The organism is Pseudomonas sp. SIMBA_067, from assembly GCF_046534675.1.
Classification (GTDB): Bacteria; Pseudomonadota; Gammaproteobacteria; order Pseudomonadales; family Pseudomonadaceae; genus Aquipseudomonas; species Aquipseudomonas putida.
In genome coordinates this window covers 594735-608221 of the sequence record NZ_JAWRYH010000002.1, presented here as the reverse complement: position 1 = coordinate 608221, position 13487 = coordinate 594735, and the positions used below count along the sequence as shown (strand labels likewise).

Sequence of the window (13487 nt, the reverse complement as noted above, 5' to 3'; positions counted from 1 at the left end):
GGCGAGCCCGCGAAAAAGCCAACGCATCAACCGCGGCGGTAGACAATTTCCTTGGTACCCGACTCACAGCTACCAACCACCTTGCCGGCCGGATCGCCCTTGTTGACGACCTCCAGCTTGTAGCCAGTAACCCCTTTGGCATCGAGCTTGGCGGCAATTTCCGCCTTCAGCTCCTCGCACGGCTTGCCCGCCGCCAGCGCACCACCGGCCAGTGTCATCAGGCCCAGCGCCAGAATCAGTTTGTTCATCGATCGCTTTCCTTGTGCAGATGAAATCAGAAAGGGCGCCCGCCAAGGCGCCCCCTCTCCTGAATACTCTATTAAGCCGGGATCATCCAGCCCGGCAGTGGTTCAGCTATTGGCGATACGAAAGCCCACCTTCAGCGTGACCTGAAAATGCGCGGCCTTGTTGCCTTCAATATGCCCGCGGGTATCGACCACTTCAAACCATTCCAGGTGCTTGATGCTCTTGCCGGCTTCGGCCAGGGCATTGTTGATCGCGTCTTCGATACTGGTCGGCGAGGACCCCACCAGCTCGATCTTCTTGTACGTGTGATGGTCAGTCATGTTCACGCTCCTTGGATAACGGTGAAATTCAGCCTAGCAGGGTAGGCCTGGTTTACCTGCGAGCCATCCGCCAAGGTGAAAGTTCGATCGCACTTTCGCGCGGGCCAAGGGTCGCAACCTTACAGCCCATACTGCAAAGGAGAGTCAACATGCACCGCAACTCGCTGCGTAAAACATCCCTGGAAAGCATGGAAGCGGAGATCGAAAGCCTTCTGAAAAGCCTGGAAAACCTCAAGCATGACGCGTCGGAAGAGTCCCAGAAGTCGGTGAAGGCAATCCGCAGCAACGCCGAAAGTGCGCTGAAACACTCGCGTAGCCTGCTCAGCGATGCTTACGAGGAAGTGAAAACCCGCACCCGCCAGACCGGCATCGCCACCCGTGATTATGCACAGGAGCACCCGGTGACAACGGCTGGCGTGGCGCTTGGCGCCCTCGGCCTGCTGGCGGCCTATCTGCTGACCCGTCGCAACTAACCCGCCTGGCGTTCCAATTCGCGGCGCAGCCACTGCGCCAACTGCTCGGCGCGCCCATCTGCGGCGCGCCGCGGCACCCACAAGGCCAGCGCTGCCCGGGTAGGTGAAAAGCCCCACGGCGCGCTGAGGCGCCCGGCCCTCAAGTCATCAGCCACCAGTGGCTGTGGCGCGATGGCCACCCCAAGGCCTGCAACCGCAGCCTCCAGCAAATAGTACAAATGCTCGAACGCCTGGCCGTACTGCAACCCGGCCGGGTCCAATCCCTGTTGCCCAGCCCATGTCGGCCATGCTTGTGGCCGTGAGGTGGTATGCAAGAGGGCCTCGTCCAGCAGGGCATTGGCGGGCGCGTCGCGCAAGCGATCGAAGCCGGCAAAATGCGGGCTAAGTACCGGCCCGATACGCTCCTCAGCCAGCACATACACCTGCATGTCCGCCGGCCATGGGGGTTCAGCGTATACCAGCAATGCATCGAGCCCTGGACGACGTGGGTCGAGGTCACCTTCACCTGCGGACAAGTGCAGGCGCAACTCAGGCAAATCCGCCTTCAGGCGACCAAGCCTGGGGATAAACCAACGCGCTAGCAGGCTCCCCGAGCAGCCCAGCACAAACGGCGCCTCGCTGACATCGCGGCTGAGTTCTGTACACACGCTGCGCAACCGGTCGAAGGCCTCACCGCTGGCATCGCGCAGACGCACACCGGCATCTGTGAGTTTGATGCCACGCCCGTCCTTGACGAAAAGCGCCACCCCCAGGTGCTCCTCAAGCACCTTGATCTGCCGGCTGACAGCGCCATGAGTAACATGCAGCGCTTCAGCCGCCTGGCTAACGCTGTTGAGCCTGGCGGTGGCCTCGAAGGCGCGCAGGGCATTCAGGGGAGGGAGATCGTGGGCCATTTTACCTGTGAGTTTTTCTGACAAGTTTGCGCAATCTTATCGGTTTTCAGCCGGGCTTGCCGTGGTTAGAGTAAAGCCCATCACTCATTCATTACGCCCTGGAGCGCCCCATGACCCAGTCCCAATACCGCCCCGGCCCCGACGCCAATGGCCTGTTCGGCTCGTTCGGCGGCCGCTACGTGGCCGAAACCCTCATGCCACTGGTGCTGGACCTGGCCCGCGAATACGAAGCGGCCAAGGCAGACCCCAAGTTCCTCGAAGAGCTGGCCTACTTCCAGCGCGACTACATCGGCCGCCCCAACCCGCTGTACTTCGCCGAGCGCCTGACCGAGCACTGTGGCGGTGCGAAGATCTTCTTCAAGCGTGAAGAGCTCAACCACACTGGCGCGCACAAGGTGAACAACTGCATCGGCCAGGTGCTGCTGGCCAAGCGCATGGGCAAAAAGCGCCTGATCGCCGAAACCGGCGCCGGCATGCACGGCGTGGCCACCGCCACCGTCGCTGCCCGCTTCGGCCTGCCGTGCGTGATCTACATGGGCGCCACCGACATCGAGCGCCAACAGGCCAACGTGTTCCGCATGAAGCTGCTGGGCGCCGAAATCGTCCCGGTTACCGCCGGTACCGGCACCCTGAAAGACGCCATGAACGAAGCCCTGCGCGACTGGGTCACCAACGTCGAAGACACCTTCTACCTGATCGGCACTGTCGCTGGCCCACACCCGTACCCGGCCATGGTCCGCGACTTCCAGTCGATCATCGGCAAGGAAACCCGCGCTCAGCTGCAAGAGAAGGAAGGCCGCCTGCCAGACAGCCTGGTTGCCTGCGTCGGTGGTGGTTCCAACGCCATGGGCCTGTTCCATGAGTTTCTCGAAGAGCCAAGCGTACAGATCATCGGCGTCGAAGCCGGTGGCCACGGCGTGCACACCGAAAAGCACGCTGCCAGCCTGAACGGCGGCGTACCCGGCGTACTGCACGGCAACCGCACCTACCTGCTGCAAGATGCAGACGGCCAGATCACCGACGCCCACTCGATTTCCGCAGGCCTCGACTACCCGGGCATCGGCCCGGAGCACGCCTACCTGCACGAAGTGAAGCGCGTCGAGTACGTCAGCATTACCGATGACGAAGCGCTGGATGCGTTTCACGCCAGCTGCCGTCTGGAAGGCATCATCCCGGCGCTGGAAAGCTCCCACGCCCTGGCCGAAGCGATCAAGCGCGCACCGAAGCTGCCAAAGGATCACCTGATGGTCGTGTGCCTGTCGGGCCGCGGCGACAAAGACATGCAAACCGTCATGAACCACATGGCCGCCCAGGAGAAACAGGCATGAGCCGTCTTGAAAAACGCTTCGACGAACTGAAGGCCGAAGGCCGATCGGCACTGGTCACCTTCGTCACCGCAGGCGACCCGGGCTACGACGCCTCGCTGCAGATCCTCAAAGGGCTGCCGGCAGCCGGTGCCGACGTGATCGAACTGGGCATGCCGTTCACCGACCCGATGGCCGATGGCGTGGCCATCCAGCTGGCCACCCTGCGCGCCCTGGAAGCTGGCCAGACCTTGGCCAAAACCCTGCAGATGGTTCGCGAGTTCCGTGTGGATAACCACACTACGCCAATCGTGCTGATGGGCTACTACAACCCGATCCACCGCTTTGGCGTCGACGCGTTCGTGGCTGAAGCAAAAGCAGCGGGCGTCGATGGCCTGATCATCGTCGACCTGCCGCCAGAGCACGACGCCGAACTGGCCACCCCGGCCCAGGCTGCAGGCATCGACTTCATCCGCCTGACCACCCCGACCACCGACGATGCGCGCCTGCCGCGCGTGCTGGAGCGCAGCTCCGGCTTTGTGTACTACGTGTCGGTGGCCGGTGTGACCGGTGCCGGCTCGGCGACCACCGAGCACGTGACCGAAGCCATTGCCCGCCTGCGCCGGCATACCAAACTGCCGATCAGCGTCGGTTTCGGCATTCGTACCCCGGAGCAGGCTGCGAACATTGCCCGCTTGGCGGATGGTGTGGTGGTGGGCTCCGCGCTGGTCGACAAGATTGCCCAGGCTAAAAGTGCCGATCAGGCAGTAAATGATGTACTCAGCCTGTGCTCGGCACTGGCAGAAGGGGTGCGCTCAGCTCGCAATTGATTGCGAGGGCTCCGCCCTCGTTCGCGGCACAAGGCCGCTCCTACAGGGTATTGCGATCTCCTTGTAGGAGCGGCCTTGTGCCGCGAAGAGGCCGGCATAGGCAATACAAATCTACCCACCAAAAATCGACAGCTTCAATGGCCGCACGGCCCCCATCCAGATCGCATGATCCCGGTGGTCCGCCAGTTCATCCCCGGTTTCCGGGTGCATGAATACCACCAGGCCCTTGCGGTACAGCGCCAACCAAGGCAAAACCACCCCTACCACTTCAGGCCCGAACGCCAGCTGGCAACTCCAGTCCGGGTGTGGCCCAACCGGCTTCTGATGCATGCGCCCCATGGTCACGGGAAACAGCCGCGCCGCCTCCTCGCACAGCTCCCGGGCCTGCTCCATGGTCGCTGCGTCGTAATAAACGTGGGCGTGGTAACCCTTGATCCTCTGCACGATAACTCCTGATTGCGGTCCAACCATCACCACCTGCAAAGGGAGTGATGCAGTGAAAAACGCCGAAACCCCAGTGTACAAACTGGTCTTGTTCGGGCCTGAAAGCAGCCTGGGCAATGCCCTGATGGCCGAGCTGCTGTCGCGCCAGCACGAAGTCACCGCCGTGGTCGATGACCTGAACCGCCACACCGCACGCCCGGGCCTGCACTTCAAGATAGGCGGGCTGGACGATGCCGACCAGGCAGAGCAAAGCGCGGCAGGGGGCTCGGCGGTGATTGCCCTGTTGTCGGCGCTGGCCCCAGGCGACCTGCCGGGGCAAGCACGGCTGAGCGAGGCGCTGGTGGCGGGGCTTGAGCGTACGACTATACGCCGGCTGTTGCTGGTGGGCGATTTCGCTGTGCTGGATGAGCCGGCCAAGTACAGCGAGGCAGAGCGCGAATGTGTGGACCAAGTGGTTGATGTGTTGCAGCGCAGTGCTTTGCACTGGACCTTGATCAATACGCCGCAGGCTTTGCCCGATGAGGGGTGGGCACGTGTGGCGGCGGGGATGGCGGATATGCTGGAACTGGACCTGCACCGGGGCGAGCATCTGAACTTCGTGGTCTAGATCGCCGGGGCTTGCCGGCGATGGGCCGCAAAGCGGCCCCAAAATCTCAAAGGCTGCGCTCATCCTCTAGCCAACCCACAAACCGCTCGATCAGCGCCCCACGCCGCTTGCGCGGCGGCAGCACCGCGTAGTACCCGCGCTGCGAGCGCAAACTCCCCTCCAGCGGCCGGCACAGCAACCCTTGCTCCACCAACCCATCCACCAGGTGCCCCCAGCCAATCGCCACCCCTTGCCCTGCAATCGCTGCCTGAATCAGCAACGTATAGTTGTCGAACCGCAATTGCCCCGCAGGCGGTGCGCTGGCCACGCCAAACCCGCGGAAAACCCCCGCCCAGTCAAACCAGCGGCTGGCCTGCTCGCCCTTCAAATGCAGCAAGGGCAAACGTTGCAAAGCCACGGCTGACAAGGGTTTGCCATCCGTCAGGCGGGGGCTGCACACCGGGAAAACTTCTTCATCGAACAGCCAGCGGCTTTCACCCTGGTGAAAGCGCCCATCGCCAAACAGCACCGCCACATCGATGTCCGGGCGCAACATCCCCTGGCTGCGTTCACCGGTCACCAGGCTCACATCCACCTGTGGATAAGCCTCGTGAAAGCGTTGCAGCCTTGGCATCAGCCAGAAGGCCGCAAAGGCAAAGTCGGTGGCCACCTGCAGCACTTCTCGCTGGCCACGCCCGCTGGCCTGGGAAATGCCGTCATCCATGGCTTGCAGGCCCTGGTGTACCTGTTCAAACAACAGCTGGCCGGCCTCGGTGAGCTCGATGCCCCGATAAATACGGTCAAACAGGCGCGTGCCCAGCTGGGCTTCCAGGCGTTTCACTTGTTGGCTCACTGCCGGCTGTGTCGTGCCCAGCTCCAGCGCCGCCGCAGTAAACCCCCGCAGGCGTGCCGCAGCTTCGAACACGCGCAAGGTATCCAGCGACAGCTCGGCAAGGTGCTCAAACATAAGCTCAGCTAATCCCAGTCATTGCCCGCCATGGGCTTTACCCATGTTATCCGCAGTCGCATCTTGGAAGGCAAGTGAATCGCATAACCCTCAACGATGGAAGCCACCATGACGCGCCCGAATATCCTGTTCATCATGGCCGACCAGATGGCCGCACCCTTGCTGCCGATCTACGCCCCTTCGCCTATCCAGATGCCGCACCTGAGCCGCCTGGCCGAGCAGGCGGTGGTGTTCGACTCGGCCTACTGCAACAGCCCGCTGTGCGCGCCGTCACGCTTCACCCTGGTCAGCGGCCAACTGCCCAGCCGCATCGGCGCCTACGACAATGCCGCCGATTTCCCCGCCGATGTGCCGACCTATGCCCACTACCTGCGCCGCCTGGGCTACCGCACGGCGCTGTCTGGCAAGATGCACTTCTGCGGCCCGGACCAGCTGCACGGTTACGAAGAGCGCCTGACCAGCGACATCTACCCGGCCGACTACGGCTGGGCGGTGAACTGGGACGAACCGGATGTGCGCCCGAGCTGGTATCACAACATGTCTTCGGTACTGCAGGCCGGCCCGTGCGTGCGTACCAACCAGCTGGATTTCGACGAGGAGGTGGTGTTCAAGGCGCGCCAGTACCTGTACGACCATGTGCGCGAAAACGATGGCCGGCCATTCTGCCTGACCGTTTCGATGACGCACCCGCACGACCCGTACACCATCCCCAAGCGCTATTGGGACCGCTACGAGGGTGTGGATATCCCCATGCCACGCGCCGAGTTCAACCAGGCAGAACTCGACCCCCACTCGCAACGCCTGCTCAAGGTTTACGACCTGTGGAACAAGCCGCTGCCTGTGGACAAGATCCGCGACGCCCGCCGCGCCTACTTCGGCGCCTGCAGCTACATCGACGACAACATCGGCCAGCTGCTGCAAACCCTGGAGGAGTGCAACCTGGCCGACGACACCCTGATCGTGTTCTCCGGCGACCACGGCGACATGCTTGGCGAGCGTGGCCTCTGGTACAAGATGCACTGGTTCGAGATGTCGGCGCGGGTACCGCTGCTGATCCATGCGCCCAAGCACTTTGCGGCGGCTCGGGTCAGTGCCTCGGTATCGACCTGTGACCTGCTGCCAACCTTGGTAGAACTGGCCGGCGGCGCTGTGGATAAAAACCTGCACCTGGACGGCCGCTCGCTGCTTGGCCACCTGCAAGGGCAGGGCGGCCACGATGAAGTGATCGGCGAATACATGGCCGAAGGCACGGTCGGCCCGCTGATGATGATCCGCCGTGGGCCTTACAAGTTCGTGTACAGCGAAGACGACCCATGGCTACTCTATGACCTGAGCCGCGACCCGCACGAGCGGGAGAACCTCGCCGGCAGCCCGGACCACCAGGCGCTGCTGCAGGCATTTGCCGATGAAGCACGACAGCGTTGGGATATCCCCAGCCTGCGCCAGCAGGTACTCGCCAGCCAGCGGCGCCGCCGCCTGGTGGCGCAGGCGCTGGCCATCGGCACGCTGAAAAGCTGGGACCACCAACCGCTGGTGGACGCCAGCCAACAGTACATGCGCAACCACATCGATCTCGACGACCTCGAGCGCAAGGCACGTTATCCACAGCCCGCACCCCTGGATTGAAAAGAGAGGCCGCCATGCACAAGTTCTCCGCCGCCGTGTTCGCCCTGGCCCTGGGCACCGCCACGGCCCACGCCGCCGACAGCGACGCGCAATGCAGTACCGTAAAAATGGCCGACCCCGGCTGGAGCGATATCGCCTCGACCAATGCCGTGGCCCGTCTGTTACTGGAAAGCCTGGGCTATAAGGTGAAGATCGACAGCCTGGCCGTGCCGATCATCTACGGCGGCTTGAAGGACCGCCGTGTCGACGCCTTTCTGGGCAACTGGATGCCGGCGCATCAAGGCTTCCATGACAAGTTCATCGCCAACGGCGATGTGCAGCAACTGTCACGTAACCTGGAAGGAACCGAGTTCACCCTGGCGGTGCCCGACTACGTGTGGAATGCCGGGGTGAAGGACTTTGCCGACCTGCAGAAGCATGCCGACCAGTTCGACAAGAAGCTGTACGGTATCGGCTCTGGTGCACCGGCCAACCTGTCGCTGAAGGCAATCATCGACAAGAATGAATTCAACCTCGGTCAGTGGAAACTGGTGGAGTCCAGCGAGCAGGCGATGCTGGCCCAGGTCGACCGGGCGGTGAAGAAACAGCAGTTCATCACCTTCCTTGGCTGGACCCCGCACCCGATGAACGTGAAGCTGAAAATGCATTACCTGACTGGCGGGGAAAAGTGGTTCGGCAGCAAGGGCGAGGTGTACACGCTGACCCGAAAGGGTTATCCACAAGCCTGCCCGAATGCGGCGAAGCTGTTGGGTAACCTGAAATTTACCTTGGACATGGAAAACGCCATCATGGCCGAGGTTGTGGATAAGAAGATCAGCTTCGATGACGCTGCCAGGGCTTGGGTGAAAACGTATCCCGAGGTGCTGGAAGGGTGGTTGGCTGGGGTGACTACCAAGGCCGATGGCAATGCCCTGGAGGCCGTCAAAGCCAAACTGTAGTTTCAGACACGACGCGCCCCTGTGGGAGCGGGTTCACCCGCGAATGCTGCATTGCATGTACCGACGCATTCGCGGGTAAACCCGCTCCCACAGGGGACAGTGGACCTTTGGAAATGTGAATATCTCATGCATCGCATCATTCACCTGCTGCCCTTCCTCACCTGGCTCCCGCGCCAATCGGGCCGCAGCCTGCGCCAGGACCTGCTGGTCGGCCTGAGCGGTGCCATCCTCGCCCTGCCACAATCCATCGCCTACGCGCTGATCGCCGGCTTGCCCGCCGAATACGGCCTGTACGCCGCCATCGTGCCGGTGCTGATCGCCTGCCTGTGGGGCTCGTCCTGGCACCTGATCTGCGGCCCCACCGCTGCCATTTCCATCGTGCTCTACGCCAGCATCAGCCCGCTGGCCGTGGCCGGCAGCGCCGATTACATCACCCTGGTGCTGCTGCTGACCTTCCTCGGCGGCATCTTCCAGCTGCTGCTCGGGCTCTTGCGCTTTGGCGCGCTGGTCAACTTCGTCTCGCATTCCGTGGTGCTCGGTTTCACGCTGGGGGCTGCGATCGTCATTGCCCTGGGCCAATTGCCCAACCTGCTGGGCATGAACCTGCCCAGCCAGGCTACGGCACTGAAAACCGTACAGGACCTGGCCAGCCATGCAGTGGAGGTCGACCTGCCTTCCTTGCTGTTGGGCCTGGCCACCGTAGTGATCGGCGTGGCCTTCAAGCTGTGGCGCCCACGCTGGCCGAGCCTGTTGATAAGCCTGGTGCTGGTCAGCCTGCTGGCCTGGCTGTTGCCGGGCTACTTTGGCCATGTGCCGCGCGTTGCGGCATTCACCGGGCAACTCCCGCCCTTCAGCCCGCTGCCTTTGCTAGACGTGGAGCTCATGTTGCGTCTGCTGCCCAGCGCCGTTGCGGTAGGCATGCTGGGGTTGGTTACCAGCCTGTCGATTGCCCGCTCGTTATCGGCACGTTCAGAACAACTGATCGACCCAGACCAGGAAATACGCGCACAGGGCCTGTCGAACATTGCCGGTGCATTTTTCTCTGGTTACTTGTCTGCCGGTTCCTTCACCCGTTCCGGGCTGAGTTATGAGGCAGGTGCCCGCTCGCCCATGGCCGGAGTATTTTCGGCGCTGTGGGTGGCGTTGTTTGCCGTTACCGGCGCCGGCCTGATCGCACACCTGCCGATACCGGCCATGGCCGGCAGCATTCTGCTGATCTGCTGGGGGCTGGTGGACCATCGGGGGATTCGCGCGCTGTTTCGGGTCAGTCGCTCGGAGTTTCTGGTGATGGCGCTGACGGCGGCGGCCACCTTGCTGCTGGAGCTGCAGACGGCGATCTATGCCGGTGTGCTGGCTTCGCTGTTCTTTTACCTCAAGCGCACGTCACGGCCACGGGTACAGCAAAGCCGTGAAGGGGACGCGGATGTGTTGCGGGTGGGCGGGTCGATTTTCTTTGGTGCGGCGCATTACCTGCAGGTGCGCTTGCAGCGCTGCCAGGGGCCGCATGTGGTGATCGACGCGCGGCAGGTGAATTTTATCGATTACTCGGGTGTGGATATGTTGCACCGCGAGGCGCGGCGGTTGCGGCGATTGGGCGGGAGTTTGACCCTGCACCGGGCCAGGCCGCAGGTGATCGAGGAATTGCAGAAGCTGGAAGGGGTGGAGTTGTGCCCGATCCGGTTTGAGGAGTGAGGCTGAGATTCTGGGGCTGCCGCGAATGGGCCGCAAAGCGGCCCCAAAATTCTCAGCCCCGAGCCAGTTGCCGGCGCAGCTCCGCCAACACTGGCGCGGTATCAGGCCGCACCCCACGCCAGATAAAGAAGGCTTCAGCCGCCTGCTCAGCCAGCATCCCCAACCCATCGAGCACCTTGGCCGCACCCAGCCGGGTAGCCCACGCGCAAAAAGGCGTCGGCGCCTTGCCATACATCATGTCGTAGCAAACCGTGCGCCCCGCCTCGACCAGGCTGTCGGCAATCGGCGGCATTTCCCCGGCCAGGCTCGCCGAGGTGGCGTTGATGATCACATCCACCGGCTCCTGCAACCAGGCAAACCCGCTGGCCACCACAGGCCCCAGCTCATCGAACTCACGCGCCAGCTGCTCGGCTTTTTCCACAGTGCGGTTGGCAACCACAAGCGACTGCGGCTTGTGCGCCAGAATAGGCTCCAGCACGCCCCGCACGGCGCCACCGGCACCGAGGATGAGAATGCGTTTGCCCGCCAGCTCGACCCCGGCATTCACCGTCAGGTCGCGCACCAGGCCAGCGCCATCGGTGTTGTCGCCCTGCAAGGTGCCATCAGCCAGCTTGCTCAGCGTGTTCACTGCACCAGCGCGCTGGGCACGCGGGGTGAGGCTGTCGCACAGGCGGTAGGCCTCTTCCTTGAACGGCACGGTGACGTTGCCGCCGCTGCCTTGCTTGAAGAAGCCGCGCGCGCAATCGCTGAACTCGTCCAGCGGCGCCAGCAGGGTGGCGTATTCCAGGTCCTGGCCGGTCTGCTCGGCAAACAGGCGGTGGATCAGCGGCGACTTGCTGTGGCCGATGGGGTTACCAAAAACGACGTACTGGTCCATGACGGCTCCTTGTTTATCCACAAGCTTACTGGCCAAGCCAGTCGCGGTCCTGCAGGAAGTACTCGGTCAGGCGCGCTTCTTCGCTACCGGGTGCGGCCTTCCAGTCGTAGCCCCAACGCACCTGAGGCGGCAGCGACATGAGGATGGACTCGGTGCGGCCACCGGACTGCAGGCCGAACAGGGTGCCACGGTCGTAAACCAGGTTGAACTCCACGTAGCGGCCGCGGCGGTATTCCTGGAACTCGCGCTGCTGCGGGGTGTAGGGCGTGTCCTTGCGGCGCTGGACGATCGGCAGGTAGGCGTTGACGAACGCATCGCCGATGGCGCGGATGAAAGCGAAGCAGGTGTCGAAGTCCCACTCGTTGAGGTCGTCGAAGAACAGGCCGCCGATGCCGCGTGGCTCGCCACGGTGCTTGAGGTGGAAGTAGCGGTCGCACCAGGCTTTGTAGCGTGGGTACACGTCGGCGCCGAACGGTGCGCAGGCCTGTTCAGCCACGCGGTGCCAGTGGATGCAGTCTTCTTCGTTGCCATAGTACGGCGTCAGGTCGAAGCCGCCGCCGAACCACCATACGGCCTCTTCACCTTCCTTCTCGGCGATGAAGAACCGCACATTGGCGTGGGAAGTGGGCACATGCGGGTTGTGCGGGTGGATCACCAGCGACACACCCAGGGCCTCGAAGCCACGGCCCGCCAGTTCGGGGCGGTGGGCGCTGGCCGAGGGTGGCAGGCCTGCACCAAACACATGGGAGAAGTTGACCCCGCCTTTCTCGATTACCTTGCCGTCGCCGATCACCCGCGTGCGGCCCCCGCCACCGGCTTCGCGCACCCAGGCATCCTCGACGAAGCGGGCACCGCCGTCTTCTGTTTCGAGGGCATAGCAGATGCGGTCTTGCAGGTCGAGCAGGTAGGCTTTCACGGCCTCGGTGCGGCTAGTCATCGGGTCACCAGGAACGGGCAGGGAAGAATTCGCGCGTAGCATACCACCGCCAGCGCACGCGCCGCAGTTGACGGCGATCAAGCAAAGGCGTCCGATAGAAGGCCTTTTCCCGATCCCGACTACAGGAGTGCGAGATGGCCAAGCGTATCCAGTTCAGCCAGCATGGCGGCCCGGAAGTGCTGCAGTTTGTGGAATTCGAACCCACCCCGCCCGGGCCGCAGCAGGTGCGCGTGCGTAACCACGCCATCGGCCTGAACTTCATCGACACGTACTTTCGCAGCGGGCTGTATGCCCCGCCGTCCCTGCCTTCTGGCCTGGGTACCGAGGCGGCCGGGGTGGTCGAGGCCGTGGGCGAGGGAGTGACCCGCCTGAAGGTGGGTGACCGCGTGGCCCATGCCGGTGGCCCGCTGGGTGCGTACAGCGAGGTGCATACGCTGCCGGAGGCCAACCTGGTCAAGCTGCCCGACAACATCAGCTTCGAGCAGGCCGCAGCGGTGATGCTCAAGGGTTTGACCGTTCAGTACCTGTTGAAGCAGACCTATGAAGTGAAGGCGGGCGATGTGATCCTGTTCCACGCGGCAGCGGGTGGCGTCGGTTCGCTGGCCTGCCAGTGGGCCAAGGCCCTGGGCGCCAAACTGATCGGTACCGTGAGTTCTGCCGAGAAGGCCGAGCGGGCCAAGGCGCTGGGGGCATGGGAAACCATCGACTACAGCCACGAAGATGTGGCCAAGCGGGTACTGGAACTGACCGACGGCAAGAAATGCCCGGTGGTGTATGACGGCGTAGGCGCCGATACCTGGCTCACCTCGCTGGACTGCCTGCAGCCACGCGGGTTGATGGTGAGCTTTGGCAATGCCTCGGGCGCGGTGAGCGGGGTGAACCTGGGGATCCTGGCGCAGAAGGGCTCGTTGTACGTCACCCGGCCGACGTTGGCGACCTATGCCAATAATGCCGAGAACACCCAGGCCATGGCCGATGACCTGTTTGCGATGATTGCGAGTGGCAAGCTGGTTGTGGATATCCAGCAGCGGTATCCATTGAGCGAGGCGGCCAAGGCACAGGCGGAGCTGTCGGCGCGGCGGACTGTGGGGTCGACTGTTTTGTTGCCTTGATTGGTAGGAGACCGCGTTAGGGCGGACAGGTGCTTGCCTTGGTTTTTGTGGTGTTGCGCAGATCGAGCGCCGCCCGCGCGGCGCTTCGCAGCACAAGGCTGCTCCTACATTTGTTTCGGTCCAGTAACGCCTGTGCCTATGCGCGCGAACGCCTTGTTTGTCCGAAATGATTTCGATGTGAACACCAGGGGCCGCGCGCCTTGCCTCAGGAATAATTGGCCCGAAACAGATGTAGGAGCAGC

15 protein-coding genes are annotated in these 13487 nt (G+C 63.1%); 8 read left to right on the top strand and 7 right to left on the bottom strand.

What is annotated here, in order from left to right; all coding sequences use genetic code 11:
• Window positions 1-26 precede the first annotated feature (26 nt).
• The gene (locus SB765_RS08075; protein WP_341797199.1) at window positions 27-248 is read right to left on the bottom strand and encodes a DUF1161 domain-containing protein; all 222 of its coding nucleotides are present in this window, start codon (window positions 246-248) and stop codon (window positions 27-29) included.
• Window positions 249-350: 102 nt separating this feature from the next.
• A complete protein-coding gene (locus tag SB765_RS08070) occupies window positions 351-566 on the bottom strand; it encodes a dodecin (protein WP_016497387.1) in 216 nt (71 codons plus the stop codon).
• A gap of 149 nt (window positions 567-715) precedes the next feature.
• On the opposite strand from SB765_RS08070, the gene SB765_RS08065 reads away from it, so the two are divergent.
• Window positions 716-1039, top strand: a complete 324-nt coding sequence (locus tag SB765_RS08065) for a YqjD family protein (RefSeq protein ID WP_016497386.1) — start codon at window positions 716-718, stop codon at window positions 1037-1039.
• Here the strand turns inward: SB765_RS08065 and SB765_RS08060 are convergent.
• The gene (locus tag SB765_RS08060) at window positions 1036-1932 is read right to left on the bottom strand and encodes a LysR family transcriptional regulator (RefSeq protein ID WP_341797197.1); all 897 of its coding nucleotides are present in this window, start codon (window positions 1930-1932) and stop codon (window positions 1036-1038) included. The two genes, SB765_RS08065 and SB765_RS08060, sit on opposite strands and share 4 nt — an antisense overlap.
• Before the next feature lie 110 nt (window positions 1933-2042).
• Between SB765_RS08060 and trpB the strand changes: the two genes are divergently transcribed.
• Both trpB and trpA read left to right on the top strand, forming a co-directional pair.
• Entirely contained in the window at window positions 2043-3260 is a 1218-nt protein-coding gene (gene trpB, locus SB765_RS08055) for a tryptophan synthase subunit beta (protein ID WP_410931164.1), read from the top strand.
• Window positions 3257-4066, top strand: a complete 810-nt coding sequence (gene trpA / locus SB765_RS08050; RefSeq protein WP_410911870.1) for a tryptophan synthase subunit alpha — start codon at window positions 3257-3259, stop codon at window positions 4064-4066. The genes trpB and trpA overlap by 4 nt, the downstream gene beginning before the upstream one ends.
• Before the next feature lie 111 nt (window positions 4067-4177).
• Here trpA and SB765_RS08045 read toward each other — a convergent pair whose 3' ends face one another.
• Complete coding sequence (locus tag SB765_RS08045) at window positions 4178-4510, bottom strand: DOPA 4,5-dioxygenase family protein (protein WP_016497382.1); 333 nt, start codon at window positions 4508-4510, stop codon at window positions 4178-4180.
• A 52-nt stretch (window positions 4511-4562) separates the two neighbouring features.
• Between SB765_RS08045 and SB765_RS08040 the strand changes: the two genes are divergently transcribed.
• Window positions 4563-5117: an NAD(P)-dependent oxidoreductase gene (locus tag SB765_RS08040; RefSeq protein ID WP_341797194.1), complete on the top strand. Its 555-nt coding sequence runs from the start codon at window positions 4563-4565 to the stop codon at window positions 5115-5117.
• Between the two features lie 46 nt (window positions 5118-5163).
• On the opposite strand, the gene SB765_RS08035 is transcribed toward SB765_RS08040, so the two are convergent.
• Entirely contained in the window at window positions 5164-6063 is a 900-nt protein-coding gene (locus SB765_RS08035; RefSeq protein ID WP_341797193.1) for a choline sulfate utilization transcriptional regulator, read from the bottom strand.
• Between the two features lie 108 nt (window positions 6064-6171).
• On the opposite strand from SB765_RS08035, the gene betC reads away from it, so the two are divergent.
• The 3 genes from betC (at window position 6172) to SB765_RS08020 (ending at window position 10319) form a co-directional block, all read left to right on the top strand.
• On the top strand, window positions 6172-7689 hold the full coding sequence (betC, locus tag SB765_RS08030) for a choline-sulfatase (RefSeq protein ID WP_410911865.1): 1518 nt from the start codon (window positions 6172-6174) through the stop codon (window positions 7687-7689).
• A gap of 14 nt (window positions 7690-7703) precedes the next feature.
• The gene (gene choX, locus SB765_RS08025) at window positions 7704-8627 is read left to right on the top strand and encodes a choline ABC transporter substrate-binding protein (RefSeq protein WP_410931163.1); all 924 of its coding nucleotides are present in this window, start codon (window positions 7704-7706) and stop codon (window positions 8625-8627) included.
• Between the two features lie 126 nt (window positions 8628-8753).
• Complete coding sequence (locus tag SB765_RS08020) at window positions 8754-10319, top strand: SulP family inorganic anion transporter (protein WP_410931162.1); 1566 nt, start codon at window positions 8754-8756, stop codon at window positions 10317-10319.
• Between the two features lie 52 nt (window positions 10320-10371).
• Here SB765_RS08020 and aroE read toward each other — a convergent pair whose 3' ends face one another.
• Window positions 10372-11196: a shikimate dehydrogenase gene (aroE, locus tag SB765_RS08015; RefSeq protein ID WP_410931161.1), complete on the bottom strand. Its 825-nt coding sequence runs from the start codon at window positions 11194-11196 to the stop codon at window positions 10372-10374.
• Between the two features lie 25 nt (window positions 11197-11221).
• The gene (gene hemF / locus SB765_RS08010) at window positions 11222-12133 is read right to left on the bottom strand and encodes an oxygen-dependent coproporphyrinogen oxidase (RefSeq protein WP_341797188.1); all 912 of its coding nucleotides are present in this window, start codon (window positions 12131-12133) and stop codon (window positions 11222-11224) included.
• Between the two features lie 134 nt (window positions 12134-12267).
• Here hemF and SB765_RS08005 point away from each other — a divergent pair, with 134 nt between their 5' ends.
• Window positions 12268-13245: an NADPH:quinone reductase gene (locus SB765_RS08005; protein WP_023047734.1), complete on the top strand. Its 978-nt coding sequence runs from the start codon at window positions 12268-12270 to the stop codon at window positions 13243-13245.
• Window positions 13246-13487: the final 242 nt, after the last annotated feature.